The 25,439-nt window shown below is 68.9% G+C and carries 13 protein-coding genes and 1 pseudogene; 6 read left to right on the plus strand and 8 right to left on the minus strand.

Annotated features, from left to right (window positions below; translation table 11 throughout):
* Positions 1-365: 365 nt before the first annotated feature.
* Positions 366-1,455, plus strand: a pseudogene (locus tag HLA95_RS23520) (transposase family protein).
* 59 nt (positions 1,456-1,514) lie between these two features.
* On the opposite strand, the gene HLA95_RS23525 reads toward HLA95_RS23520, so the two are convergent.
* From HLA95_RS23525 to HLA95_RS23545, 5 genes are all read right to left on the minus strand, one after another.
* Positions 1,515-2,531 (minus strand): SDR family oxidoreductase, encoded by a 1,017-nt coding sequence (locus tag HLA95_RS23525; protein ID WP_191060158.1) that lies wholly within the window; start codon positions 2,529-2,531, stop codon positions 1,515-1,517.
* A gap of 73 nt (positions 2,532-2,604) precedes the next feature.
* A complete protein-coding gene (locus tag HLA95_RS23530) occupies positions 2,605-3,615 on the minus strand; it encodes a hypothetical protein (protein WP_191060157.1) in 1,011 nt (336 codons plus the stop codon).
* Between the two features lie 218 nt (positions 3,616-3,833).
* Positions 3,834-5,636 carry a multicopper oxidase family protein gene (locus HLA95_RS23535; protein ID WP_191060156.1) on the minus strand — a complete coding sequence of 601 codons (1,803 nt, stop codon included), beginning with the start codon at positions 5,634-5,636 and terminating at the stop codon, positions 3,834-3,836.
* 64 nt (positions 5,637-5,700) lie between these two features.
* The gene (locus HLA95_RS23540; RefSeq protein ID WP_191060155.1) at positions 5,701-6,297 is read right to left on the minus strand and encodes an SCO family protein; all 597 of its coding nucleotides are present in this window, start codon (positions 6,295-6,297) and stop codon (positions 5,701-5,703) included.
* A 435-nt stretch (positions 6,298-6,732) separates the two neighbouring features.
* The gene (locus HLA95_RS23545; protein ID WP_191058561.1) at positions 6,733-7,722 is read right to left on the minus strand and encodes an aldo/keto reductase; all 990 of its coding nucleotides are present in this window, start codon (positions 7,720-7,722) and stop codon (positions 6,733-6,735) included.
* A gap of 283 nt (positions 7,723-8,005) precedes the next feature.
* Here HLA95_RS23545 and HLA95_RS23550 point away from each other — a divergent pair, with 283 nt between their 5' ends.
* The 4 genes from HLA95_RS23550 to HLA95_RS23565 all read left to right on the plus strand — a co-directional run bounded on the left by HLA95_RS23550 (position 8,006) and on the right by HLA95_RS23565 (position 13,811).
* Positions 8,006-9,184, plus strand: a complete 1,179-nt coding sequence (locus tag HLA95_RS23550) for a sugar ABC transporter substrate-binding protein (protein ID WP_191058560.1) — start codon at positions 8,006-8,008, stop codon at positions 9,182-9,184.
* 274 nt (positions 9,185-9,458) lie between these two features.
* Positions 9,459-10,976 carry a sugar ABC transporter ATP-binding protein gene (locus HLA95_RS23555; RefSeq protein ID WP_222184726.1) on the plus strand — a complete coding sequence of 506 codons (1,518 nt, stop codon included), beginning with the start codon at positions 9,459-9,461 and terminating at the stop codon, positions 10,974-10,976.
* A 10-nt stretch (positions 10,977-10,986) separates the two neighbouring features.
* Complete coding sequence (locus HLA95_RS23560) at positions 10,987-12,033, plus strand: ABC transporter permease (protein WP_191058558.1); 1,047 nt, start codon at positions 10,987-10,989, stop codon at positions 12,031-12,033.
* Positions 12,030-13,811 carry a M14 family metallopeptidase gene (locus tag HLA95_RS23565; protein WP_191058557.1) on the plus strand — a complete coding sequence of 594 codons (1,782 nt, stop codon included), beginning with the start codon at positions 12,030-12,032 and terminating at the stop codon, positions 13,809-13,811. The genes HLA95_RS23560 and HLA95_RS23565 overlap by 4 nt, the downstream gene beginning before the upstream one ends.
* Here HLA95_RS23565 and HLA95_RS23570 read toward each other — a convergent pair.
* Genes HLA95_RS23570 through HLA95_RS23580 form a run of 3 tightly spaced genes read right to left on the minus strand, consistent with a single transcriptional unit; the run spans position 13,720 to position 22,725 of the window.
* On the minus strand, positions 13,720-15,483 hold the full coding sequence (locus tag HLA95_RS23570; protein ID WP_191058556.1) for an adenylate/guanylate cyclase domain-containing protein: 1,764 nt from the start codon (positions 15,481-15,483) through the stop codon (positions 13,720-13,722). The genes HLA95_RS23565 and HLA95_RS23570 overlap by 92 nt on opposite strands.
* 18 nt (positions 15,484-15,501) lie before the next feature.
* Positions 15,502-20,361: a PKD domain-containing protein gene (locus HLA95_RS23575; RefSeq protein ID WP_222184728.1), complete on the minus strand. Its 4,860-nt coding sequence runs from the start codon at positions 20,359-20,361 to the stop codon at positions 15,502-15,504.
* An 18-nt stretch (positions 20,362-20,379) separates the two neighbouring features.
* Positions 20,380-22,725, minus strand: a complete 2,346-nt coding sequence (locus HLA95_RS23580) for a FecR domain-containing protein (RefSeq protein WP_222184730.1) — start codon at positions 22,723-22,725, stop codon at positions 20,380-20,382.
* Between the two features lie 852 nt (positions 22,726-23,577).
* Here HLA95_RS23580 and xoxF5 point away from each other — a divergent pair.
* Positions 23,578-25,398 (plus strand): lanthanide-dependent methanol dehydrogenase XoxF5, encoded by a 1,821-nt coding sequence (xoxF5, locus tag HLA95_RS23585; RefSeq protein ID WP_191059037.1) that lies wholly within the window; start codon positions 23,578-23,580, stop codon positions 25,396-25,398.
* The last annotated feature ends 41 nt before the right edge of the window (positions 25,399-25,439 follow it).

Genomic DNA, 25,439 nt, shown 5'->3' on the forward strand with positions numbered 1-25,439 from the left:
GAGCTGCAGCTCAACACCATCTATGAGCTGAGCGACGGCATCGCCATCTGGGGCTCGGTCAAGAAGGGCGGCGGCTGGGACGCCTGGGACGCCAAGAAGGAGTGGTGGGGCTTCACCAAGAACTATGCCGGCACGTACGGCTCTGTCGCTTCCACCAGTGCCTGCAAGGCATGAGGCATCATCCGGCTCAGGCAGCACCTGCCTGAGCCGGTGCGCTCCCCTCTTCCGGGCGAACCAGGCCAGCCAGAGCAAGTGGATCCGACCATCGCTGAAGTTGCGACGGCCGCGCCGGCCGAGCCGATTGCCTCTAAGTGTTTGGTCTTGGAGTGTCGTGGTGCACTGTCCCGTGAGGGGGAGGATGCGCTATGGCAACAGGTCTTCATGGTTCAGCCAGAACGACGCCGCGAGTTCGAGCCGAACCCCAAGCGTCGCAAGAGACGACCCGCAGTCTCGCCACGCGCTACGGGCTGGATCCCAAGACCATTGCCAAGTGGCGCCATCGGACCACGACCGCCGATCAGCAGATGGGACCATCCCGGCCGCGCAGCTCCGTCCTGACCGAGGCCGAGGAGGCAATCATTGTAGAGTTCCGGCGGCGGACCCTTCTGCCGCTCGATGACGTGCTGGGCTACTTGCGGGAGACGATCCCCAAGCTCTCGCGCAGCGCCCTGCACCGCTGTCTTGTGCGCCACGGTATCTCCCGCTTGCCCCAAGGCGAGGAGAAGACCTCCCAGCGCAAGCGATTTGCCGAGACCAGGATCGGCTACGTCCATATCGACGTCTGCGAGCTGCGCTTGGCCCAGGGCAAGCTCTTCATGTTCCTGGCCATCGACCGCGTCTCGAAGTTCGCCCACGTCGCCTTCTTGGACGCCAACACCAAAGCGGACGGCGCCGCCTTTCTAAGCGAGGTGGTCGAGGTCTTCCCTTATCGGATCCATACCGTCCTAACCGACAACAGCCTGCCCCGGACCTGATCCGGGGGCATGGCCTTTGCCGATCTACCCAAGAACCGTGGCCGCTATCCCGAGATCGAGGCTCTCTTCGGCGGCCACATCTTCGACCGCGGCTGCGGCAAGCACGGAATTACCCACAAGCTCACCAGGCCCTATCACCCCCTCCGCAGGCTCCTGCCTGCGGTCCTTGTAGGAGACGGATCGATGTTCTGCTGACCATCGATGGACGAATGGCCAGGCCGAGCGAATGAACCGGACGGTCAAGAGCCTGCCCTCGGGCAAGGACCCGGGGGACGCCACCATCAAAGCCTTCCACTACCCAGACCCCACGGCACTCCAGGCCCACGTGTTGGCCTGCGTCACCGCCTATAACTTCGCCAAGCACCTCAAGGCGGTACTGCGATGGCGGACACCCTTCCAGGCGATCTGTGATGCTTGGACGACTGAGCCCTCCATCTTCAAGATCGACCCGCACCACCTCGTGCCGGGACCGCACAGCTAGCGGAATCCGGATCTTCCGGGCACTTCCGAGAAGTGCATGGAGAGGAGTTACGCCAGCAGTCAGCTCCGGCCGCGCAGGGTGAAGCCCACCATGGCCGCCAAGCCCAGGGCGCCTGCCGCGGTCAGCAGGCGGGCACTCGATCCGGTCAGGCGCAGGGCGTCGGTCTTGGCCTCCTGGCTGAACGAGCCGCGCAGCGCGTGGCGGCCCGATACGGGCTGGAACAGGTTGTCCTGTCGGTCGGGCCCGGCGGGTGCGGGCCGGCACTGGCCCTCGACCGTGGTGGCGGCCAGATAGCGGTCGGCCAGGCCGGGTGCCGCCATGTCGCCCAGGATCGCCAGGTCGGTGCTGCCGCCCAGCCAGTATTCCCGGTCCGCATGGTAGGCGGCATGGCAGATCGCCTCGGCGGCGACCTCCGGCTCGTAGACCTGCCCGGCCGGCCGCGGCTGGCATTCCATATGGGTGCGCGCCCAGTCGAACTGCGGCGTGTTCACCGCCGGCAGATGCACGGTCGTGAGCCGGATGCGGCTGCCGTCATGGATCAGCTCGGTGCGCAGGCTGTCGGTGAAGCCGCGGATCGCGTGCTTGGCGCCGCAATAGGCCGACTGGAGCGGGATGCCCCGATAGGCCAGGGCGGAGCCCACCTGCACGATCGTGCCGCGGTCGCGCGACCGCATGTGGCGCAGGGCCGCCATCGTGCCGTGGACGAAGCCCAGATAGGTCACCTCGGTCACCCGGCGGAACTCGTCGGGTGCGAGGTCCCAGAACCGCGAGAACACGGTGACCATCGCGTCGTTGATCCAGACGTCGATGGGCCCCAGCTCCCGCTCGACCCGCTCGGCCGCAGCGAACACCGCATCGGGATCGGCCACGTCCGCCGGCAGGACCAGGCCCTGGCCACCCAGATGCTCGATTTCGGCGCGCACCGTCTCCAGGGCCGCCGCATCGCGCGCCAACAGGCCGATCCGGCAGCCGTCCCGGGCCAGGCGGTGCGCCACCGCCCGCCCCACCCCTGCCGAGGCGCCCGTCACCACGACCACGCCGTGAGACGGGGGAGCGGAAGCGGCAGGGATCGGCATCGGTGCTCCTCACGGCGGCAGGTCGGGACCTGCCCGACCAACCGCAGCAAGAACACGGAGTTCCGTTCCCGGCTCAGCGACCTTCCATGTCCGCCGTGGCGGAGGCTTGGTTGAGCGCGCCCGGCGAGGTCGCGAGGATCACGGCGCGGACCCGGGTCGGGCAGACACCGCCCGGGATGGTCAGGTTGCGGAAGTCGGCGCGATAAAGGCCCTGCGGCGGGTCCACCGTGTTGTCCGGCACCGCCTGGACGAGGCCGACCGCAGTGAAGCGGTTCGGGTTGTTCGGGGTCGGGTCCGGGATCCGGATCTGCACGGTGGCGTTGGCCGGGTTGACCGTGCCGCCGCGCACCTCGATCTCGTCGCGCCCGCCGCCGCGGACCCGGCAGTCGGCGCGCATGATGCTGACCTGGGTGGTTTCCCTGTTCGCCAGCTCAGCGCTGTCGGCTTCCAGCGTGTGATAATAAAGGGTGTTCTGGTCGCGGACGAAATAGCCCTCGGCCGAAACCAGCGTGCCGGGGGTGATGCTGTTGGGCTTGATCCGGAGCCCAAAGCCGTTGATCGGCCGGCCGGCCGGCATGCGCGGGTCGGTCAGGCGGACGATCGCCATGCCGTTGACGGTCATCTTCTTCACACCGCTGCCGTCCACATCGACGCGGCCGGTCGCCTCGCCCACCACGACATGCTCGAACAGGTCGCTGAACACGTCGCTGGCATAGACGATGCCGCCCACGCTCTCGCCGATGACGATCCCGGTGCCGCCGATGAAGCCGCCCTGGGTGCGGCCCGGCAGCGGGTCCGACTGGGCGGTGAAGCCGCGCAGCATCTCCGTGGCGGTCTCGGTATCAGTGGAACTCGTGGTGGGGGTGTGCACCAGGGCGCTGGCCAGCACCTTCACCGTGACGCCCAGCACCTTCATCTCACCGATAACCCTGCGGCCGGCCTCGGTCCGCGGTGATGCATAGACCCTCACCTGCGTCATCGGCCCTTCGAGCTCGACATCGGGCAGCGCCACCTGGGCGCTGGCCGGCGTGAAGGTGGCCGCAAGTGCTATGGCGGCGGCACCGAGCAACAGATTGCGAAGCATGATCTGCCCTCCTCGAGGCGTGCGTATCCTTGCGCCCGGCAGCCAGTGCCGGGCGGGTCGTCCCGGGAATGATCGGATGGGGCCTTAAAAACGGCCCCTCGGCGCTGGAGCATGTTCCGTCCGGATCGCAATGATCCGGATTGGAAGAACATGCCCCGGCCATGGAGTATGGAGCGGTTTCTTCCCGATCAGGCGGCTTCACCTGACCGGGAACCGCCCTAGGGCACGATGTTCCAGGTTGCCATCATGCCGTGGTCCTCGTGCAGCGTGTTGTGGCAGTGGATCACGTAGCGGCCATTGTCGCTGCTCTTGTTGGCGTAGTCCGGATCAGGAAAGTCGCGGAAGCGCATGAACACTTCCATCTCGTCGATCCGCCGCGTGCCGCCCATGCGGTAGATGTCGGTGCGGTAGCGGTTCTCCGGCGCGATCTGGCGGCCGTTCTCGGAGATGATGATCCCTTCCTCGAAATGGACGTGGATGGGGTGGTCCCAGCCGCCGGACGTGCTGCGGAAGCGCCAGATCTCCGCGGAGTTGCGGCGCACCTTGTCGGGCGGGTTGAGCAGGAACTCCGGGGCGTGATCGATATCCGGATCCCAGAGCTTGCCGTTGATGTGCCACATGCCGTTCTTGCGGCCGAAATCCCACTCGCGGACCTTGACCACCTCGTTGAGGTTGACCGAGGGCAGCGGGCGGAACGCGTTGGGCACCCGGCTCGGGTCCTCGACCACGCCCTGGACGCGGAACTCCAGGAGCTGGTTGCTCGTCGAATCCGGGTGGGTGGACTTGCCCCGGTCGATGCCGCGGCCGTCCTCCATCATCACCAGGTTGCTGGAGAGATAGACCCGGTCGCCGTTCTTGAACTTCTTGAAGTCGATGATGATGTCGGCGCGCTCGGCCACCCAGAGCTCCAGGCTGGTGATGTTCTTGCGCGTCCGCGGCAAGAGGTTGCCGCTCTCGGAGATCTGGTGGAAGGGCTGGTTGGCGCCGTCCTTGCGCAGGACCAGGCGGTAGAAGCGCGACGGCCCGCCGTTCAGGATCCGGAAGCGGTACTTGCGGCGCTTGACCGGCATGAAGGGCTGGACCTTGCCGTTCACCGTCAGCTTGTCGCCCAGATAGCCGTCATTGGCGAACTGGTTGAAGACCAGCTCGCCGCTGTCCGGGTCGAACTTCTTGTCGGCCAGGATCAGCGGCACGTCGTACTCGCCGCTCGGCAACTGCCAGCCGGTGGTCTCGTCGCCGGTATCGTCGTCGTCGAACATCCGGACCATGCAGACCAGCCCCTTGTAGACGTTGGACGCGGTGAACTCGGGCCGGTGGTCGTGCAGGAACAGGGTGGTCAGGGTTTCGCGCAGGTCGCCGCCGTTGACCGGGTCGACCCATTTGGCCGGGATGCCCTTGGTGGTGGTGAACCCGGCCCGCGCCATGCAGTAGTGGTGGTTGCGGAAGTTCGGCTTGCCCGAGGGGTTCTTCTTGGGCGGGATCCAGTTCCAGGGGCCGCCGTCGCTCTCGGACGCGGTGTGGAAGTTGTGCAGGTGCGGCGCGATCTCCGGGTGGCCGAAGCCCTTGTGCTTGTCGGCGGACGGCAGGTCGTTCTCGATATGGAGGCAGAATGGCTCGCCGTAGCGGGCATCGATGATCGGGCCGCCGAAATTGTCGCCGTAGCTCCAGACCGGGCTGCGCAAATCCTTGGTGAACCGGTGCTTTCGCTCGCGTACCCGCAGATGATACATCTTCTTCATCGGGAAGCGGCTCGAGCAGTACTGGTGGTCCGCCTCGTTGTAGGGGTAGCTGCTGTCCTCTTCCGCCGGCTCCGGGATCGGCAGCCGCTCCGTGAACGGCGTGGTGCGCGGGCTGGCCGAGCTGGCGGCCAGTGCCTGGCGCAGCGACGCGCCGCGGAAGTAGAAGGCGCTCCCGGCGATCAGGCCGAGCCGGGCGAGATCGCGCCGGCTGAACTTCTCGGCCTGGATCTCCCTGAGCAGTTCACGCGCGCGTCGGGCCGCACGCTCGGTGGTGGTCAGCATCGAGCAATATCCCTTGAGAAAATATGGCAAGGCAGCCGGAAATGCCGTCGGGAACGAGCCCGGCTCAGGCGACATCCGCGATCGAGGTCACTGCCTTGATGATCCAGGCGGGCCTGCCGAGGCTGGCGGTGGCCGCCCAGCGGCCGAGCCGGTCATTGCCGTAGCGCAGGATCCCGGTGTGGTTGTCGAGCTGGAGGTCGTATTCCGGGTCCAGGCTGGCAAAGCCCAGCGCGCGGCGCAGCCGTTCGATCTCGTCCGGCTCCCCAGTCAGGAACTTCCAGCCCGGCTTGACCTCCCAGAGCTCCGCATAGTCCTTGAGGATGTGCGGCCGGTCGAAATGCGGCTGCAGCGTGATCGAGTACATGAAGATGTCGCGATCCATCCGCTCGGCCAGCGCATCCTGCACGACGCGCAGGTTCTCGGTGACCAGCGGGCAGGTATCGCCGCAGCTCTGGAAGAAGAAATTGATCAGCACCACCCGGTCGCGGATCAGCTCGTCGTAGAACCGGTATTCCCGGCCGTCCTGGTCGACCACCGCGATGTCGGGGATGCCATAGGGCTTGCTCGCGCCGGCCGCCGCCTGCGCTCCGGGCAGGGCCGAACCGGCGACCGTTCCGGCAATGACGCCGCCACCTCCTGTGAACAATGTTCTTCGATTCATATCCTCGTCCTCGAGAAAGGCGCGGCAAGGCGCGCGCATCCCCCCGGCGGACACTCACTGGCCCAGGGAAGATCATGCATGGGGCCGAGCGGACAGCGCCGCCCGAACATCATCGCAAGCAGGCACCTAATGGTGCCGCATCAGGATAATTACAAATAAGTACGGATCATCACATTCATGTCAAGTTGATTTGAGTCAGGTTATATATCTGAATACTTTGAAGTTATAGACGACTATAACTTTAGCTATAACAAAGCCTGAGAACATGGCCCCCCAGGCGCCCGCCGAGGCGCGGGCAGCCGATGCCTGGGACCGGCGGCAGGACGGTAGAACCGGGCGGCGACGGCGCACGAGCACGGGCGGCCGGGCGCGCTGCCCGGCCGTCTTCAGGCGGTGATGTCGAGATGCTGCGCGGCTTTGGCCGGGGGCTGCCCCTCAGCCCGCCGGGACCGGTGCCGCGTCCGGCAGCACACCTTCGGCCTTCAGCTCCTGCCAGAATGAGGCCGGGATGCGCTGCCGCATCAGCTCGGCGTTCTGCCGGACCCGCTCGGCGTTCTTGGTGCCGGGGATCACCGTGGCCACCACCGGATGGGCGGCGCAGAACTGCAGGGCGGCCGCCCGCAGGTCGACGCCATGGCGTTCGGCGATCGCGCGCAGCCGGTCGCGCGCGGCGACCTTGTCCGGCGGCGCTTCGGCATACTCGAAGGTGGTGCCTCCGGCGATCAGCCCGGAATTATAGGGGCCGCCCACCACCACATGGACGCCGCGCTCGGCACAGCGCGGGAAGAACTCGTCCAGTGCCGGCTGGTTCAAGAGGCTGTAGCGGCCGGCCAGGAGGAACACGTCCGGGTCGGCCTGCTCCAGGGCGAGGATGCAGGGCTCGACCAGGTTCACCCCTAAGCCCCAGGCGCGGATCACGCCCTCCTCGCGCAGCCGGGTAAGCGCCACCGCGGCCCCTTCCATGGCGGTGCGGAACACCTCCTTCCATTGCGGGCCGTGATGGTCCTCGGCACAGTCATGGATATAGACGATGTCGATCTGCGCCATGCCCAGGCGCTGCATGCTGTCGTCCAGCGAGCGCCGCACCCCGTCGGCCGAATAGTCGTAATCGCTGCGGAACGGCATGCAGTTGACGAACGGGCCCTGCGGGCCGGCCTTGCTCGCATCCGGGCGGAGCAGCCGGCCGACCTTGGTGGACAGCACGAACTGGTCGCGCGGATAGCGGCGCAGCGCATGGCCGAAGCGGTGCTCGGACACGCCCGAGCCATAATGGGGAGCGGTGTCGAAATGGCGGATGCCGGCGTCCCAGGCCGCCACCAGGGTGGCGTCGGCTTCCTCATCGGAGATCTCGGCGAACATGTTGCCCAAGGGGGCACCGCCGAAGCCGAGCGGTCCCGGCGGAACGAAATGCTTGCCGTTCGACATGACGGATCTCCTCCCTGCGGGCGACGGGGCCCGGCGTGCAGCCCGGTGCAGCCGGCCGCATCCTGATGCAGCTAGATTGCGCAGCCTCCGACCCGGAGCAAGCCGGGGGCGCGGCAATCGGTTACGCGGGTGGGGCGCCGCCTTCTGCCGTCTCCGGTTGCATCGACGGATGATTCACCTAGGCTCCCCCGGCGCAGGGCAGGCAGCGGCCACGACCGAACGAACGGCACCAAGCCGGCGGCAGGCGACGACATGGCTGCGCCAGATCAGGGACGACAGGCGAATGAAGGCGATCATCAGGCAGACGGCCATCGCGATGGGCATGGCGACGTCGCTGCTGGGCATGGCGGCACTCGGCACGGCACAGGCCCAGGAGCCGGTCACCGTCACGATCGGCTGGGCGCCGCCGGACATCACCGGCGTGTTCAAGACCGCCACCGACTTCTTCGAAAAGTCGGCGCAGGACGCCAAGGCGCATGGCTTCGAGGTCGAGGTCATCACCCGCGCACCCACCAGCCATCTGGCGTTCGCCGACCAGGTCGCGATCATCGAGGACTTCATCCAGCGCCGGGTCGACGTGATCGCGGTCTCGCCCTCGGAAGTGCAGACGGTGCGCTCGGCGCTCGCCGCGGCCGGCGAGGCCGGGATCCCGGTGATCGTGGTGAACCTGCTGGAGCCGATCGAGGGCCTGGATATCGCCGCCTATATCGGCTTCGACAACACCCAGGGCGGGATGGTCAGCGCCTATTCGGTGGCCGACTATTTCGGTGGGCCCGGCGTGCTCGGCACCGGCGAGCAGGTCGAGGTGAAGCCCGGCGACTATCTCGACCTGGAGTTCTGGCAGAAGACCTATGCCAACCTGCCCGAGGAGGAGCGGGCCAAGGTGGTGGCCAAGGGCGTGATCATCGAGGGTGTCGCCGGCGGCTTCTATTCCACGGCACGGCTGAACGGCTTTCATGAGGTCATGAAGCAGTTCCCGAACGTGGAGATCGTGGGCAATCCCTGTGCGGCCGACTGGAACCGCGAGAAGGCCACGCGCTGCACCGAGGACTTCATGCAGAGTGCTGGGCAGGACCTGGACTTCATCTGGGCCGCGTCCAACGAGATGGGCTTAGGGGCCATGCTGGCGCTGGGCAACGCCAACCGGCTGCAGCTGGCCAACGAGCCGCATGAATCGGGCTCCGGCAAGGTCGCGGTGTTCACCAACGATGTGACGCCGGAATCGGTCGACCAGATCGCCAACAACCGGCTGATCGCCGAGACCACCCACGGCTTTGCCGACTGGGGCTGGTTCGGCACCAAGTTCGCGGTGCAGCTCGCCTGCCAGGAAGAGACCCCGGCCCAGTTCGACATCCGGCCGCGCACCGTCTACGTGGACAATGCCCGCGAGTTCTATCCCGACCCGCAGCTGCCCGACATCGACTGGGACACGATCCGCGCGAACTGCAAGAAGGCCAGCTGAGCGGCGCACTCCGTCCGTCATCCGCCGCGCCACTCACGTCATTCCAGCACCCCCTCCTGTCATCCCCCGCGCAGGCGGGGGATCAACTGCCGGGCAATAACCTCCGCTAGCTCGTTCCGGGTTGGTCATCGCGAAGGCCGGGCTTGATGCTGCCGGCGTGAGGCGGTTGATCCCCCGGTCGAGCCGGGGAATGATAGGTGGGGGCCTCTCGAACCAAGCAGTTCCTGCTCAAGGCCATGACGAAGAACAGAACCCGGCTCTCCTGGAACAGTCCGTGACCGCGACCGCCCTCCACCCGTCTGCCGCGCCCACGGCCGGCGCGCCGGTCCTCCTGCGCCTGGAATCGATCGAGAAGACCTTCGTGGGTGTGCGGGCACTCAAAGGCGTCTCGCTGGAGCTGTTCGCCGGCGAGGTCCAGATGCTGCTGGGCGAGAACGGGGCCGGCAAGTCGACGCTCATGAAGATCCTGGCCGGCGAGTACCAGCCTACCGCCGGCCGGATCGTGGTGCGCGGCCACGAGGTGGCAGGCCTCACCCCGGACAGCGCCAAGGCGCTGGGGATCGGCCTGATCCACCAGGAACTCAGCCTGGTGCCGGCCCTTTCCGTCGCCGAGAACATCTGCCTCGGCCGCATGCCGACCAACCGGTTCGGGCAGATCGACTGGAAGCGGGCGCACGAGCTGGCCGCCGAGGCGGTAGGCCGCCTGGGCGTTGTGATCGACCCGGGTGCCGAGGTCGGCCGGCTGCAGATCGCCGAGCAGCAGCTGGTCGAGATCGCCCGGGTGCTGGAATGGAACCCGGAGATTTTGCTCCTGGACGAGCCGACCTCGGCCCTGTCCGATGCCGAGCGCGAACGCCTGTTCGCCGTGATCCGCCGCCTGAAGGACCGCGGCGTGGGCATGATCTACATCTCGCACCACCTGGCCGAGATCCCGATGATCGCTGATCGGGTCACCGTGCTGCGCGACGGCAGCGTGGTCGGCACGATCCTGCCCGAGGAGGCCGACGAGGACCGCTGCATCGCCATGATGGTCGGCCGCTCGCTGGAGGACCAGTTCCCCAAGCCCGTCGTGGCCAAGGGCGCGCCGGCCCTGGAGGTGGCAGGCCTGAGTGCCGGCCGGACGCTCCAGGACCTGTCCTTCACCCTGCATAAGGGCGAGATTTTGGGCATTTTCGGCCTGATGGGTGCCGGGCAGGAGGAGGTCGCCGCCGCTTTGTTCGGCCTGCAGAAGAGCCAGGGCCAGATCCGGATCAACGGGCAGGACCGCCTGATCCGCACGCCGGCGGACGCGATCGCGCAGGGCCTGGGCCTGCTCACCCGCGACCGGCGCCAAAGCCTGGTGCCGATGCTCACCGTGGGCCCCAACCTGTCGCTGCCCTGGCTCAGCAACCGCTCACCCTGGTCGGCCCTGCAGCACCGGCGGGAAGGCGAAGAGGTCCAGCGCTACATCGCCGACCTGAAGATCCGCCCGGCCACCACCACCACGCCAGTCCGCTTCTACAGCGGCGGCAACCAGCAGAAGGTCATCCTGGCGCGCTGGATGTCGAGCGGGGCCGGCATCCTGGTGTTCGACGAGCCGACCCGCGGCATCGATGTCGGTGCGAAGGCCGACGTGTTCACGCTGATGGGCGATCTCGTGCAACGCGGCATGTCCGTCCTGATGATCTCGTCGGAGCTCAACGAGCTGATCGGCATGGCCGACCGCGTCCTGGTGATGCGCAGCGGCCGGGTCTCGGCCGAGCTCGGGCGCCACGAGCTGAGCCAGGAAGCCCTCCTGCGCCACGCGAGCTGAAAGAACCGAGATGGCCTCCCAGCGATCCCTCCCCTCCGCACCCGGCGGTGCCGGCACCCGTTATCGCGATCTTCTGCTGCGCGGCGGGCCGTTCATCGCGCTCGTGATCCTGTGCCTCTTCCTGTCGATGGCCACGCCGCACTTCGCGACCCTCGACAACATGTTCAACATCACCCGCCAGTCGGCCTTCACCGCGATCCTGGCGATCGGGCAGACCTTCGTGATCCTGACCGGCGGCATCGACCTGTCGGTGGCCGCGGTGGCGGCCCTATCCGCCTGCGTGACCACGGTGCTGCTGACCACCCCGATCACCCTGTTCGGCTACGATTTCGGCATCCTGCCGGCACCGCTCGCCATCGCGATCGGTCTGGGCGTCGGCTGCGCCTGCGGGGCGCTCAACGGCTGGATCATCGCCCGTTTCAAGATTCCGGACTTCATCGCCACGCTCGGCACCATGACCGTGCTGCGCGGCGTGGCCCTGATCGTCACCGACGGCCTGCCGGTCCCCTCCTTCCAGTCGATGTCGAGCGGGGCGGCCCTCCCCTCCGCCCTGATCCAGGCCGGCAGCGGGTCCGTGCTGGGCATCCCGATCAGCGCCATCATCGCGCTGATCGTGGCGCTCGCCGGCTTCTACATCCTGCGCTACCGGGCGCTCGGCCGTGCGATCTTCGCGGTCGGCGGCAACCGGGAGGCAGCCAGGGTCGCCGGCATCGACATCGGCCGCACCAAGATCATGGCCTACATGATCTCCGGGCTCACTGCGGCGATCGCCGGCCTCATCATGGTCGGCCGGCTGAACTCGGCCAATGCGCTGATGGCGGACGGCGAGGAGCTGCGCTCGATCGCGGCCGTGGTGATCGGCGGGACCAATCTGTTCGGCGGCGAGGGCGGCGTGATCGGCTCGCTGGTGGGTGCGGTCATCATCGGCGTGCTCAACAACGGCCTGAACCTGCTCAATGTCAGCCCGTTCTGGCAGCGGATCGTCCAGGGCCTGGTGATCGTGCTGGTGGTGATCTTCGACCAGTGGCGCCGCCGCAAGACCGCCGGCGGCAATTGACGGCGGGGCGGACGGTCCTGCTCGCGCGGGACTTCGAGCGCACGCTGGACGCGCTCGTGGCGAGGCTCAGTGCCGATCCGCCGCCGGGCCCGGTCGAGGCCTGGCTGTTCGAGGACCGGGCAGCCAGGGCTGAAGCCGAGGCCAGGCTGGCCGGCCTGGGCATCGCCGCCCGCATCCGCACCGCCTACAAGCCGCTGCTGGCCTTCTTTCGCGAGGAGGCGGACCTGTCCGGGGTGCGCAGTGCCGTCGTCCGCTACCCTCGCCACCCGGCCACCCACCCGGACCGCTTCCTCCTGGAAACCTACCCGCTCGCCATGCTGCTGCCGGACGTGGCGGTGCGGTTCGAGCCGGGCGGCACCGGGCTGACCTACGAGGTGGAGCTGCACGAGGAGGATGGCGGCTGCCGGCGGCATCAAGTGTTCGCGCCGAATCTGGTCCAGGCCGGCAGCTTCGGCCGGCCCGTGCTCGTCACCTCCGGCTGGCTGCGCATCGCCGGCAGTACCGATGGGCCGCTCGACACCGAGTACGCGGCCCTGTTCCGGCAGGCACTGGATGCGGTGCCGGCCACGGGCGTGGCGGCAGCGCGGCTGGAGATCCGGGCCGACATCACCGCCGAGGACGAGCCGCTCGGTTGGGGCGACGAAGTCCTGAGCCTGGCGGAAGCGCTGCACGAGGACCTGTTCTTCGCGCTGCGTGAGCGCTTCCAGGCAGGGGGCGGCGGAAACCGGCCGCTGCAGATCGTGCCGGACATCCGTTCGGGTGCCGCTGCGATCGGCCTGCGGATCACCGCCGGCCTGCCCGACGACCCGGACGAGGCGGCAGGCCCGCCGCCGGCACCGCTCGCCCTGTGCAAGCGGCCGCTGCCGCTGGCAGAGGTGCAGGCGGCACTCCAGGCAATGGGTGGGCGGGTGTTCCAGGCGCGCTCGGTCCAGGGCCGTCCGGTCCCCTGGCTCCATAAGCCGGGCAGTGTCGAGCCGGTCCTGATCAGCGCCGCCCAGCACGGCAACGAGACCAGCGGCGTGATCGGCGCGCTGCGCGCCGCTGCGGTGCTGATGCGGCGGAAACGGGCGCATTTCGCCCTAATCCCGGTCGAGAACGTGGACGGCTATGCGCTGCACCAGCGGCTGATCGCCCAGAACCCGCGCCACATGCACCATGCCGCCCGCTACACCGCGACCGGTGCCGACCTCTCGGCCAGCCGTGACGACGAGCGGCTGGCCCGGCTCACCGCCCTGCGGCGCTCGGGCGCCCGGCTGCACCTCAACCTGCACGGCTATCCCGCGCACGAATGGACCCGGCCCTTGTCCGGCTACCTGCCGGCGGGCTTCGAGCAGTGGACGATCCCCAGGGGCTTCTTTTTGATCGTCACCCACCATCCGGGCTGGGGCCGGATGGCATCCCGGCTGATGGCGACGCTCGCCCGGCGGCTGGGAGCGGACCCGGCGCTGGCCCTGGCCAATGCCCGGCAGCTCGCCACCTTGCGCCAGCATTCCCAGGCCCAGCCGTTCCGGGTGATCGCCGGCATCCCCTGCTTCCTGACCGAGGGCCGCCATTACGAGGCGCCGCTGACGGTGATCACCGAAGCACCCGACGAGACCGTCCATGGCGCCGAATTCCGCCGCCTGCACACTGCGCAGATGCGGGCGGTCCTCCATGCGGTGGCGATCTACCAGAAACTGTGCCGGCCTAGCCGGAAGCGGTACCGCCCCCGGCCTCCAGGGCGGTCGTGGCCCGTTGCGCGACGTCATAGGCCAGGGTCGGCGCGCGCTTGCCCTTGAGCTCCAGGGTGAGCGGCCGGGCGGTCAGTTCCGCGCCTAAGGATTCGCCCAATGCCTCGAACGTGGCGTTGCTGACCAGGGTCTGGCCGCGGCCGGCCACGCCGCACAGCCTGGCCGCGAGGTTCACGGCGTCGCCCAGCACGGTGTAGTCCATGCGGGCAGCGCTGCCCATCGCACCCATGATCACCTCCCCTGAGTTGATCCCGATGCCGATCGACAGGTTCCATTCCGGCCGGTTGGCGCTCAGCTGCGCCATCTTCGCCTGCATCGCCAGGGCACACGCCACCGCCCGGTGCTCGGCCTCCTCGCCGGTGAACACCGCCAGGATCTCGTCGCCCACGAACTTGTCGATATCGCCCTGGTACTCCTGGACCAGGCCCGCCAGGTGCTGGAAGTAGAAGTTCAGCACCTCGACCACGAGGGCCGCCTCGTGCTGCTCGGCAAAGGCGGTGTAGCCGCGGATGTCGCAGAACAGCATGGTCGCGCGCCGGCGGGTGCCGCCCAGCTCGATCGCACCGTCGCGGGACAGGCGGATCGCCGCCATCGTGCCGCCCGACACGAACCGCTCCAGCTTCAGCCGCTCGGCCAGGCCCACGATCATCTCGTTCATGCGCCGGGCGAGGTCGCCGATCTCGTCCTTGAGATGAACGCCCCGGACCACGCGCACCGACAGGTTACCGCGGCCGACCTCGGTGGCCACCCGGTCGATCTCCAGGATCGGTCGGCTGATCAGGAAGGACAGTACCACCGCCCCCAGCACCGCGACTGCCAGGCCCACCATGCCCCACCAGAGCAGGCTGCTGGTCATCTTGGCGACCGCCAGATAGGCGTCCCGTTCCGGCCGCTCCACCAGCACCGTCCAGCGGAACGGCCGGGGGAAGGCATAGGCGCCGAGCATCACCTGGCCGTCCGGGCGCGCATAGGGCTCAACGCCCAGGGAGCGCGAGGTCGAGGACAGCAGGCTGAGTGCCTCCGCCACGATCGGGTAGCGGTGCAGGTCGGCACGGTCGGCATGGAGGACCTGACGGCCCTGGTCGTCGACCAGGGTGATGGTGCCGGTTCGGGCGAACGGGTTGCCGGCGATGATCTCGCTCAGGCGCCGAAGGTCGACCCGGGCCGACAGGATCGCCCCCTGGCCGGCCAAGGGGTTGTTCAGCGGCAGCACGATGGTGGCCAGCCAGTCGTCGGTCTCGGCGACATGGGTCACCTCCGGCGCCACGATGTCGCCGGCCTCGGCAGCGGCCTGAATGGCGGCCGGGGCCACGCGCAGCACGGCCAAAGGCTCCAGCCCGGCATTGGTCAGGCGCTGGGTGATGTCGTCCTTGGTCACCAGGAGCGGCAGGTCGGCCTCGGCCAGGGTGATCTGCAAGGCGGCGATGTCGGGGATCGCGGACAGGCCAAGGGTCAAAAGCGAGATCTTCTCCTCGACCCCCAGCCGCTCGTCGTCCAGCGCGTTGCGGATCAGCAGCAAGGGCCCGAGCCAGCTCCGCTCGAACATGTCGTTGATCTCGCGGGTGAGCTCGGTCGCCACGCCCAGGAGCTGCTCGTTGGCCGAGCTCTTCAGCTCGTCCTGGCCGATCCGGATCATGGTCTGCGCCGCCACCAGGATCGGCAGGACCGCGATCGCCACCGCGAACAGGAGGAGCTTCCAGCGCAGGGTCAGCCGCGGCATCGGCGGTTCTCCGGCCGGTCAGGGGCGGGCCTGGACACGAACCTCGACCTGCTCCGTCGCCTGGCCGCAGGCGAGTCCGGTGCCATCGCTGGCGGTCAGGCGCACCGGATAGACCCCGGGCTCGGCGAACCGGTGCCGGACCTTGTCGCCGGCCAGCACGCTGCCGTCGCCCAGCTCCCAGCGGAAGGTCAAGGGCGTGCCGTCCGGGTGGCTGGAGCCGGAAGCATCCAGCAGCAGCCGGTCATGGGCGCCGCCGACGAACCCGCTGCGCTCCCCCGTGATCGCAAGCACCGGCGTGGCGTTGACCCGGACCCGGGCGACGCTCGTGGCGGCAGCACAGCGCGAGCCGGAATCATCGGTCACGGTCAGGCGCACATCGTAGAGGCCGGGCTCGGCGAAGCGGTGGCTGACTTCCGCCCCCTCGGCGGTGGACCCGTCGCCGAAGTCCCAGTGGTGGCGCACCAGCTGTCCGTCCCAGTCGACCGAGCCCCTGCCGTCGAACCGGACGTCCTCGTCCGGGCAGACCAGCCGGTCTGGCCCGGCTATCGCGCGCGGCTGGCGGTTGACCCGGAACGGCAGCACCGCCTGGGCCTGCGCGTTCTTCATGCCGCTGCCGTCGTCCACGGCCAGCGTCACCTCGTAGAGGCCAGGGGCGGCGAAACGGTGGGTGACATCGCTGCCGGCAGCCGTCGCACCGTCGCCGAAGCTCCAGGCGAACTGGCCGAGCTGGCCGTCGCCGTCCTTCGAGCCGCCGCCACCGAAGCTCAGCGGCTCGCCGGGGCAGGCGGCGGCGGGTGCCGCGATCACCGGCTCCGGCGCGTGGTTGACCACCACCTCGGCCGTGTCGGTGGCCTGGCTGTTCGGCAGGCCAAGGTCGTCGGTCACGGTCAGGGTGACGAGGTGGCGGCCACCCTTGCGGAAGCTGTGCCGCGCGTTGATCCCGCTGGCCGTGGTGCCGTCGCCGAAGTCCCATTGATAGGCGACGATCCCGCCGTCCGGGTCGTGAGAGCCGCCGGCATCGAACAGGATCTCCTCGGCGACCGCGGCGGTCCGATCCGGGCCGGCATCGGCCACCGGCGGCGCGTTGACGGTGATGGGGTGGCTGGCGGTGATGGTGCTGCACGCCTGGATCCCGCCCTCGGTCTCGAGCGTCAGCCGGGCCACGTAGCTGCCGGCTTTGGCGTAGCGATGCTCGACCACCGGGCCGGTGGCGGTCTCCCCGTCGCCGAACGCCCATTGCCAGCCGGTGATGCGGCCGACTGCGGTGGTGGAGGCACTGGCGTCGAAGCGCACCGCCGCACCCGCACCCATCTGGTCGGGTGCCGCGATCCGTGCCGCCGGCGCATCCACCACCCGCACCTTCATCTCGTCGGTGTTGGTGCTGGCGCACTGGCCAAGATCATCGCCGTCGATGGTCAGCATGACCCGGTACTCGCCGGGCTTGCCGAACACATGGACCGGCCGCTCGCCGCCGCCCGTGCTGCCATCGCCGAAATCCCAGGTGAAGCGGTTGACCACCCCGTCCGCGTCGCGTGACCGCGAGCCGTCGAACATCACTTCCGACCCGGCGCAGGCGAGCTGGTCGGGCCCGGCATCCGCGATCGGCGATTCGGTGACCCGGACCAGCACGCGGTCGGTGTGATGGTTGGCGGCAAAGCCGGAATCGTCGGAGACGGTGAGCGTCACCGGATAGGTAGCACCGGTCAGGTAGGTCTTGGTCGGGTTGACGATGTCGGCGCCGCTCCCGTCGCCGAAATCCCACCGGTAGCGGAGCACCCCGCCTTCCGGATCCTGGGAGCGGCTGGCATCGAACACCATGATGTCGCCCGCACAGGCCTCGCGGTTGCCCCCCGCATCGGCCACGGGCGGGCGGTCGATGGTGACGGTGATCCCCGCCACCGCCCTGGCGTTGCTGAGGCCGGTGCCGTCGTCGACGGTGAGCAGCACCGGATAGACGCCGCCTTCCGCATAGGTATGAGCGACCTGGGCGCCGCCCATCGGCGGCGAGCCGTCGCCGAAGTCCCAGAGATAGACCAGGGCGTCGCCATCCGCGTCGGCGGAGAGCGAGGCATCGAACCGGACCGTGTTGTCCGAGGCGAACTGGTCCTGGCCGGCATGGGCGACCGGCTGGTGGTTGATCCGGATGACGAGCTCGTCCTGGTCGCTACCGTTGGCGGCACCGCTGCCGTCCGTGACGGTCAGCCGGGCGCCATAGACGCCGGGCTCGCCATAGCTGCGGGTCACTTTCGGCTCGACCGCCGGCTCCGGGGCATCGCTGAACGCCCAGCGATATCCCTCGATCCGTCCGTCCGGGTCGAACGAGTTGCCGCCGTCCAGCACGACCGGATCCCCCGGTGCCGCCAGCACGTCCGGGCCGGCCTTGGCGATCGGCCGGGCGTTGATCACGACCTTCGCCTTGTCGAAGTCGACCGCATCCGGCTGGCCGGTATCGTCCTGGACGGTGAGCTGCACGTCGTAGACGCCGGCCTTGGCGAAGCGGTGGGTGACCTCCTCGCCGGAGGCGGTACTGCCGTCCTTGAAGTCCCAAAGGTAGGCGGAGATGTCGCCGTCCGGGTCGATCGAGCCGGCGCCCGAGAAGCGCAGCTCCTGGCCGGGCGCGCCCAGCAGGTCCTGGCCGGCATCGGCGATCGGCGCCTGGTTGACCGTGACCTCCAGCGTGTCGCCGGCACTGCTGCGCAGCGTGCCGGAATCGTCGGTGACGGTGAGCCGGACCAGGTAGCGGCCGGGCGCTTGGTAGACATGGGCCGGGGCCGGGCCCGCGCCGGTGGCACCGTCGCCGAACGCCCAGAGATAGCGGACGATCCGACCGTCCGGGTCGACCGAGCCGCTGCCGTCGAAGCGGACCTCGCTCGCGGTGACGCGCTGGTCGGGGCCGGCCTCGGCCACGGGCGGGGCGTTGACCGTGACGATGAGCCGGTCGCTGGCCTGGCTGGTGGCACTGGCCGAATCGTCGGTGACGGTGAGCGTCACCTCATAAGTGCCGGGGCGGTCATAGGCATAGCGCACCACCTGGCCCTGGCCCCTGCCCCCGCCGCCGAAATCCCACTCATGGCGGACCAGCCGGCCATCACGGTCGGTCGAGTCGCTGCCGTCGAAGATCAGGACCTCGCCGAGTGCCGCCGAACGGCTCTCCCCCGCCACCGCCATCGGCGGGTCGTTGACCAGGACCTGCGTCGTGGCACTGGTCCGGCTGTTGGCGAGCCCGGCGGCATCCGTCACCGCCAGCATCACCGTGTAGCTGCCGGGCTCGGCATATTCGTGCTCGACCACCGGCCCGCTGGCCTGGGTGCCGTCGCCCAGGTCCCAGGTCCAGTCCTGCACCTCGCCGTCTACGTCGAACGAGCGGCTGCCGTCCAGCCGGACCGGCTCGCCCGCCGCGACGTGCCGGCCCGGGCCCGGCACCGCCACCGGCGGCGCGTTGACCTGGACCACCATCTGGTCCGTCGAGCTGTCGCAGGCACCCGGCTGGTCGTCACTGACGGTCAGGGTCACGACATGGGTGCCGGAGCGCTCGAAGACGTGCGACGGCGTGGGCCCGTCGGCCTGAGTGCCATCCTGGAAGTCCCAGCCATAGCTCGCGATCGGACGGTCGCCCGGCTCGGAGGCCTGGCCGTCGAAGCGCACCTCGGTGCCGGGGGCCACCACCATGTCGGCGCCCGCGTCCGCGGTGGGCGGGCGCTTGACGGTCACCTCGAACGGCAGGGCCGCACCATTGCCGACCTGGTCCGAGCCGTCCCGCACGCGCAGCACGCCCCGATAGATGCCGGGGCCGGGATAGCGGTGGACAACGGCCTCGCCCTCAGCTTCCGTGCCGTCGCCGAACGCCCAGGCGAAGTCCAGCCTGCCTCCATCCGGATCGCTGGAGCGCCCGGCATCGAAGGCGATGGCCGAGCAGTCGGCCAGCGGCGCATGGTCCACGGCCGGCAGGGGCCGCCCGTTGGGCAGTGCGGCCCTGACGGGCAGGCGCAGCGGCAGCACCCGGCCGTCCTCGTCCTGCACCGACAGGGTCAGGTCGTTGGGCATCTCCTGGCCGCCGGACAGGACCAGGGCCGCGAGACCACCCCGCTCCTCCGTGAGCAGCTCGACCGTGTCCGATTGCCATTCGTCCTGCCCGGACGGCGTCAGCTCGACCGTGCGGTAGGTGCTGGTGAACGCGATCCGGCCTGCTGCCGCATCGAAATTGCCGATCGTGAGCCGCTCCGCATCATCCGGGACGGCGAACACCAGTTCCGTCGCGCGCTGCTGGTCGGGAATGCGCACGGTGGGTGCCTGGTCTTCGGCAAGCAGCCCTTCGGGCGGCACGTCGCGCCGGTCGCGCAGGCTGAGCGTGGCCAGAAAGCCGTTGCCGTCGTCGCCGGCGAGGCCGGTCACCTCCAGGCGGAACACGTAGCGGCCATCGACATGGTCCCCGGCATCGGCCGCAAAGCGCGCGAGCGTGCGCCAGGCACCGTCCGCCGCGACATCCTCCCCGAGGATCGCCTCGCCCAGCAGCGTGCCGGCAGCGCCCGCTTCGTCGCCGGGTGAAGCGGCCGGCCCGGCGGCACCCTTGCCGCCATAGATCCGGTAGCGGACCTGCGTGTCCCAGCCGGACCCGTAGCGGGTGTCGTGGGCCCCGCCGGCATCGGCGTCATGGACCCGCAGGAACAGAGGCCCGGTGACGCTGTCCGGAACACTCAGGTGGATCACTTCCCGGTAGTCCTGATCGCCCTCGGCGGTGCGCGCCCCGGGGCCATAGACCACCGAGAGCGGTTCCGCCGCCGCAGCCGGGCCGGCGAGGCCGCCCGGGAAACAGAAGGGGACCAGGCACAGGGCCAAAGGCCAGGGCCGCAGCTTCGGCCACCGGGCAGCTTGCTTCATGTCCCCTCCCCAACGGCCTCAGCGGCCCAGCGAAAACCGCGCCTTGTTGCCGGCGTAATCCTCGATCTCGACTTCCCTCAGCTCGGCCGGGCCGGCCGCGTCCGGCGGCAGCAGCACGGTGGCGGCATAGGTGCCGGGTACGGCGCCCAGCTCCAGGAACTGGTCATACTCGACGCCCGCCACGCGCAGCCGCGCCGGGGCCAGCTGGCGCAGCCCCGAGGCGTCCTTTGCCTGGACCTCCACCCGCAGCGGCTGGCCGGGTCTCGCCCGCGGCGGGCTCACCCGGTAGCCGACCAGCTCCGGTGCCTGCTGATCGAGCCGGACCTCGACATTCGCCACCCGGACATTGCCCACGAGATCGGTGGCCTCCAGTCGGAGCCGGTTGATCCCGGGCACCAGCGTCACGGTCTGGTCGAACGTGCCGTCGATGAGCTGGACCGGCTGGCCGTTCAGGCTCAGCGTGACCGCCCCTTCTGCCCGGCCACGCAAAGGCAGCCATTCCACCGCGGTGATGGCGGGCGGCGGCAGGTCGAGCCCGATCGACGGCGGGTCGCGGTCGAGGCTGACGGTGATGGCTTCCCGGCTGGTGCGGCCCGAGCGCTGCACCACCTCGATGCCGTATTCGGCCGTGCCGGCGGTCACCGGCACGTTCAGGGTGAAGCGGCCGTCCTTGTCGGCATAGGTGGCCTCGCGCAGGGGCTGGCCTGCCGCCCGCAGCAGCAGCCGCGCACCGGGCAGGGTGCTGCCGGTGAGGGAGACCGGGTCCTGGCGGGTGACGAAGTGCCGGGGCGAGAGCTGCGGCAGGCCAGCGTCGAAGCGCAGCACGTCCGCCTCGTCCGGCACGAAGCGATAGGTACGCTGGCGCTCGGTGACGTTACCGGCCGGATCGGTCGCCTGAAGGCGGATCTGGCCGTTGCTTGGCGTCAGTGCCACCTCGGTGGCGAAGCTGCCGTCGCCGGCTACCGCCACCGATAGGCCATCCACCAGGAGCCGGGCACCCGGCTCGGTCTGCCCGCGCACCGGCATCGGCGAGCGGGTGAGGGTCGCATGTTCCGGCGGCTCGGTGATCACGAGGAAAGGCGGGGCCTGGTCGACCCGGACATGGAAGCGCCAAGTGGCACCGCGCTCGCCCGGCAGGCCGAACCTGTCCAGCGCGGCGACCCGCCAGTAATAGGTGCCGACCGGCAGCTCACCGGTGGCGAAGCCCGTGTCCTTGAGCCCCCAGCGGCTGAGTTGCATCCGCTGGAAGCCCGGGTCGTGCGCCAGCTCCAGCCAGTAGCCGGCCGCCTCCTCGACCGGCGCCCAGCGCAGGCCGACATCGGCGGTGACGGTCTGGCCGTTGTCCGGGGGCGCCAGGAGGACGGCCGCGGCGCGGATCCCGACCTTGTCGCTCGGCCGCTGCCCGGCGCGCACCAGGGTCGCCTCGTTGCGGCCGAGCGCCACCTCCCGGCCATTGGCCGCGACGCGCAGCACGCCCTCGTCGTAATTGGTGAACTTGGACCCGCTGCCGTCATGGCGGACCCAGAAGCTGCGCGACTGGACATCGGTATCCACCTCCGGCACCTGCAATTCGAAGCGCTTGCGCGGGCCCTGGCCGCTCAGCAGCGCATAGAAGTCGCCCTCGACTAGGCTGACGCTGGCCTCCTCGGTGCGGCTGAGCGGGTCGGTGCGCATCCGCCGGATCACCGCCTGCGAGTTGGCGTTCAGGCGCAGCCGGCTGTTGTCGCGGAACGTGATCTGGGCGGACGAGCGCGACAGCGTCCGCACCTTCTCCTCCTCGATCAGCACCGCATCATCGGCCCGGTCCGACCAGACCAACTCCTGCGGCGTGCGGCCCTCCACCCTGCCCTCGCGATCGGTCAGCCGCGCCTCGGCCGGGCTGTCGCGCCCGGCCGCCACCAGTTGCATGGCCGCCGCCGCGGCCTGCCGCGCCTCGCCGGCAGCCTCGGCGGCACCGGCCCAGTCGCCCGCCTTGCGCCGGGCGACGCCCGCATCGTAGCTGGCGATCCCCTGCTCGATCTCGTCCGGCGCGAACAGGCGGGCACCTTCGGCCGTGGCCCGCTGGATCGCCGCCAACGCCTGGTCCAGCGCCCGGTCGGCCGCGGCGATGGCACCGGCCGGGATCACCAGCTCCATGCCCGGCTGCACGTCGGCGGGCGAGCGCAGCTCGTTGGCGCGCAGGATCTCGGTCCAGAGGTCGGGATCACCCAGCTCCGCCTGGGCGATGTCGCGCAGGCTCTGCCCGTCCTGCACCCGGATCCTGGTTTCCTGGGCACTGCCCGCCGTTGGGTTCGCCTGTGCCGCCATGACCAGGAGGCCGGCCAGCAGGCAGCGCCACGCCTGTCCTCCGCGCGTGCTAGCCACCTTCCGTCATCGTGGCGGCCGCCGTCGCCGACGGCACCACTCCCCCGCTGCCTCTCCCGATCGTCACGATCTCCCGGCTTCTCGCTGTGCAGTGGCCGGATGAACCGGATCGTCACCGGTCCAAAGGAACTATCAATGATCAATCCGCGCTAATCTAGCCGCCATGGCGTTTTGCAACAAGAAACTTGCCGCCACGGGGCCAGCCGCCCGGCACCATCTGCATGCGGACCGGCCCTCCGCCGGAAGCGTGACCGGATCCATTACTGCATTACAGCCGACCATCTGGAATAATACTTCCATGGCGGCCACTCCTGGCCATGCCGGCAGGAAGACGGCCGTGGCTGCGACATCCGGCTTACTCCGGTGATCCGGCGGGCCAAAGCAACGGATCCCGGCATAAGTTCAGTCCGCTCGTCTATTTCCAGTGATCGTGTCGTTGATCGTTGCCGGGTAGTTGCCCGCAGGGCGGCATGACGGGTCCGGGGGGTGCGACAAGTCGACCACCCGATCGATGCTGGAAGTGGTTGCCAATGGCACTGGGAGGTCCCACGCCGCAACTCCGGCGCAAGCGCAGCAAACGCTTGAACTTCGCCCTCCAACCCGGTCCAGCCCAAAGTGATTGCGTCAGCTAAGTGGCTTGGCTAGCCTCGAAGAGGCGCCTGGAGTGACTTGCCCGGGGGCTTGATTCCCCATGCAGGTCATCCAGCAGATCCAAGAAAAGCCAATATAAGAAGGAGGGAGGAAGGAAACGGGGCACAGCCCGAGGCAAGGTCTCGATGCAGCGGCCGGGCCCGGCGCGCCGATCACGGTAGTTGTTGCCTTATCAAAAGAACTTACAGGGAAGGCCTAACCATGCGTCGTTTCACGATCGCAGCACTCGCGGGCGTTGCGTCACTCATTACGTTTGCCGCCAGTGCCAACGAAGAACTCGCCAAGATGGCGGAGAACCCCAAGAACTGGGTCATGCCGACCGGCGACTTCGCCAACACCCGCTATTCCGCCCTCGATCAGATCACGGCGGAGAACGTCGACCGGCTGCAGGTGGCCTGGACCTTTTCCACGGGCGTGCTGCGTGGGCACGAGGGCGGGCCGCTCATCATCGACGGCATCATGTATGTCCACACGCCGTTCCCGAACAATGTCTACGCGCTCGACCTGAACAATGACGGCCGGATCCTGTGGCGCTACGAGCCCCGCCAGGACCCGTCGGTGATCCCGGTCATGTGCTGCGACACGGTCAATCGTGGCGTGGCCTATGGCAACGGCATGATCATCCTGAACCAGGCCGACACCACGGTGGTGGCGCTCGACGCCAAGACCGGCGAGGTGAAGTGGACCGCCAAGAACGGCGATCCCAGCAAGGGCGAGACCGCCACCGCCGCGCCGTTCGTGGTGAACGACAAGGTGCTGATCGGCATCTCGGGTGCCGAGTTCGGCGTGCGCGGCCACATGACCGCCTACAACCTGTCCGACGGCAAGATCGCCTGGCGCGCCTACTCGGTCGGTCCCGACGAGGAGATGCTGGTCGACCCGGAGAAGACCACCGAGCTCGGCAAGCCGATCGGCAAGGATTCCAGCCTGAACAGCTGGGAAGGCGACCAGTGGAAGATCGGTGGCGGCACCACCTGGGGCTGGTTCTCCTATGACCCCGACCTGAACCTGATCTATTACGGCACCGGCAATCCCTCGACCTGGAACCCCTCGCAGCGGCCGGGCGACAACAAGTACTCGATGACGATCTTCGCCCGTGACGCCGACACGGGTCAGGCCAAGTGGCTCTACCAGATGACGCCCCACGACGAGTGGGACTATGACGGCGTCAACGAGATGATCCTGGCCGATCTCGACTTCGACGGCACCACGCGCAAGGCGCTGGTCCACATGGACCGCAACGGCTTCGGCTACACGCTGGACCGCGAGACCGGCGAGCTCCTGGTCGCCGAGAAGTACGACCCGGTGGTCAACTGGGCGACCGAAGTCGACATGGACAAGAACTCGCCGACCTATGGCCGGCCGAAGGTCGACCCCAGATACTCCACCCACCAGGCGGGCGAGGACACCAACGTCACCGGCATCTGCCCGGCGGCACTGGGCTCCAAGGACCAGCAGCCGGCCGCCTATTCGCCTGACACCGGCCTGTTCTACGTGCCGACCAACCATGTCTGCATGGACTACGAGCCCTACCGGGTGAGCTACACCGCGGGCCAGCCCTATGTCGGCGCCACGCTGTCCATGTACCCGCCCAAGGGCGAGACCCGCATGGGCAACTTCATCGCCTGGGACGCGGTGAAGGGTGAGATCGTCTGGTCCCTGCCCGAGCAGTTCTCGGTCTGGTCCGGCGCGCTCGCGACCAAGGGCGGCGTGGTCTTCTACGGCACGCTGGAAGGCTACCTGAAGGCGATCGACGCCAAGACCGGCAAGGAGCTGTACAAGTTCAAGACCCCGTCCGGGATCATCGGCAACGTCACCACCTATGAGCATGGCGGCAAGCAGTACATCGCCATCCTCTCCGGCGTCGGCGGCTGGGCAGGCATCGGCCTGGCAGCCGGCCTGACCGAGCCCACTGCCGGCCTGGGTGCCGTCGGCGGCTATGCGGCGCTGAGCGACTACACGGCGCTGGGCGGCCAGCTCACCGTGTTCGCCCTGCCCGACCAGGTGACCTCGGCGAACTGATTCCACCACGAGCGGGCCGGCTGCCAGGCCGGCCCGCTTCC

This window comes from Geminicoccus harenae (assembly GCF_019800005.1).
Classification (GTDB): domain Bacteria; phylum Pseudomonadota; class Alphaproteobacteria; order Geminicoccales; family Geminicoccaceae; genus Geminicoccus; species Geminicoccus harenae.